The organism is Mesorhizobium sanjuanii (genome assembly GCF_002529485.1).
In the GTDB taxonomy this organism is placed as follows: Bacteria; Pseudomonadota; Alphaproteobacteria; order Rhizobiales; family Rhizobiaceae; genus Mesorhizobium; species Mesorhizobium sanjuanii.
On the sequence record NZ_NWQG01000311.1, the window covers coordinates 1 to 2714 of the forward strand.

Below are 2714 nucleotides of genomic sequence, written 5' to 3' on the forward strand. Positions count from 1 at the left end.
GCCGCGTTCAGTCCGCTTTGGCTCGCCCAGGCCCACGCCGAGCGGCGCGCGGCTATTGTCGTCGGCAATAGCGAATATCCGTTTGCGCCGCTGACCAATCCCCGTAACGACGCCAAGCTCATCGCCAATACCTTGACCGAGCTCAAATTCGACGTCCTGCTCTTTTATGATGTCAAGAAATCGGCAGAGAAAGACCTGAACGACGCGATACGCGCGCATCTCATCGGCGCCGACATGGCGGTCTTCTACTACGCCGGCCATGCCCTGCAATATAACGGCCAGAACCTCCTGCTCCCCGTCGATACGCGGATCTCGTCAGCCAAGGAGGTCTCGGCCGACGCCATGATGCTCAACGAGTTGATCGACATCGTGAAGAACGATCCGGTCGGCGTGAAAGTCTTCATCCTCGATGCCTGCCGCAACAATCCGGCCGCCAAGGAGAAGGGGTTGCAGCAAGGCCTCGCCTATACCGAGGCCGGCAGCGGCCAGGTGCTTGTCGCCTTTGCCACCAGTGCCGGTGAGGTCGCGTATGACGGGACAGGCATCAACAGCCCCTACTCGTCGGCGCTCGCCAACGCCCTGGTCATGCCCAATCTCGATGTTTACGACACGTTCCGCACGGTGCGAGGCGACGTTCGCCAGGCGACTGGCGGCTCCCAAATTCCCTGGATCACCGGCTCGATCGAAACGAAATTCGTCTTCCGCCAAGGTGACGCCGGCAAGCAGGTTGCGGAAGCCGAGCACGCTGCCGAAGCGAGCGGCGGCCTGACCATCGATGAGGTGTTGTGGTCCTTCATCAGCGACAGCCAGAATCCGGAGGACTTCGAGCGTTTTCGGAGGATCTTCCCGAATAGCCGCTACGCGGCCGAGGCGACGGAGAAGAGCCGCTTCAAGGTGGCTGCATTGACCGAGCGCGGGCTCTATGTCAACGGCAATTTGGTCTCTACCTCGATCGCGGCCGCGGCGCCGGTCGAGGCGAGCGGCAAGGCGCTGAGCGAGGAATTCGTGTTCCAGCAGGCCGGCGAGCGCGCCGTCAGCGAGACCTTTCGTATTTGGCCGAGCAACCTGCCCGACACGCGGCGCGGCATGCGCACAATGGTCACGGATTGCGATCTCTACGCCGCCGATCCCAACGATCCACAGCGCGCGGTGCCTGGTGTCACCAATGGGCTTGTCAACGTTCGGGACGCGTTGCGCGCTTGCGCTTTTTCGCTGGCGGCCGACATCAACAATCCCCGCCTGCAGTTCCAGTTCGGCCGTGTTCTGGAAATCGCCAGGCGCTATAGCTGGGCCGAGCATTTCTACGAATTGGCCGGCAAGCAGCAGTACAGCGCTGCGCTCATCAACATGGGCTACATGGCACGTGTCGGCATGGGGCGCGAGATCGACTACGGCCGCGCGTTCGACTTCTACGTTCGGGCCGCTGCGCTCGGCAATCTCAGGGCCAGGACCGACATCGGCTCCGCCTATATTGCCGGCCAAGGCGTCCCGAAGTTGCCGGAGGAAGGCGTTCTTTGGTATCGCTTGGCCGCATCAAGCGGCTGGGCGAATGCGATCACCGCGCTCGGCGACGCCTACCGCCTCGGCACCGGCGTCAAGCAAGACTTCGTCCAGGCAGCCTCGTTGTATGCAGCAGCAGCCGATACCGGCCAGATCGATGCGATGGCAAATCTGGGGCAGGCTTATCTCGCGGGCGAAGGCGTGAAAAAGGACGTGCCACGAGGACGCGACCTGTTGCTGCGCGCAACCGACATGGGCAACAGGTACGCGCCCTATTTTATCGCGCAGCTATATCTGAAAGGCGACCGCAAGCTGGCTGCCGATCCTCGCCGCGCCCTGACCCTCCTTGAGCTTTCCGCAAACCGGGGAAATGAGTACGCCTACGTCCGTCTCGCCTGGGGGCACCGCGACGGTGTATTCACCGGGGGCAAGCCCAACCTGCGACAAGCTTACTTCAACGCCTCGCTCGCCGCGAGGCTTCGGGCCGATCAGGGAGAACAAGCAAAGGCAGAGATAGCCGAGAGAATAGACCGCGCGACGCGAAAAGAAATAGACAGAGAAGTTGAACTATATATCAAGCAGAATGGCCCTTAATATACGACAAATATTATTCGACGTTCGTCGCCAATAAAGTCTTAATATCTGCTTTTAATACTATCGTAAGCCAAAGACCGCCACCCAAACAGCTTCCGGCAATTGGCGCCGAACACGGCGGCATATCAGTGGCTGTATCAATATTGAGAGCTGGCGCGCTTCGAGTCCGGTTTGTCGCGTCGAGGCGTACTCACCTTGGCTACCTTGGCGCACCGTCCGTCTTTCAGCAAAAAGCTGAAATCGCAGATGATGGGCCTTCCTGCAATCGTCCAGCAGCCGGTCAGCATGACCGAGGTCGAAACCAAGGCGGCGACCGAAGCCATCTTTGCCAGCAGCAATCTTGCCATTTGCGTCGCTCCAAGCCTTGGCCAAAAACGGCCGCGGCACCGCATCAGGAACTTCCAACGTCACGCCGCAACAGGAAAATACTTCAACCGCCCTCCAGTCAAGGGCAAGGCGGGCGAATGCGCCGGCCTTGCCCACCGACGAAACTGCTAACAGAGTTTGGCGAAGGCATGTAACCGGAGTGGCATGGCACGGCGCGCGCGCATCGACTTGAACGTTTGACACGTACAAATCGCCATTGGTAGGTTTCCGCATCCCTCATGTGAGCGCCATCC

Annotated in this window: 2 protein-coding genes; one reads left to right on the forward strand and one right to left on the reverse strand. The window is 60.4% G+C overall.

Features of this window, described 5'->3' with window-relative positions; translation table 11 throughout:
• The coding region (locus CN311_RS31605) for a caspase family protein (RefSeq protein WP_097577480.1) at positions 1 to 2094 on the forward strand (2094 nt) is incomplete at its 5' end.
• Between the two features lie 137 nt (positions 2095 to 2231).
• Here the strand turns inward: CN311_RS31605 and CN311_RS32375 are convergent.
• Positions 2232 to 2441: a hypothetical protein gene (locus CN311_RS32375; RefSeq protein ID WP_133117302.1), complete on the reverse strand. Its 210-nt coding sequence runs from the start codon at positions 2439 to 2441 to the stop codon at positions 2232 to 2234.
• Positions 2442 to 2714: the final 273 nt, after the last annotated feature.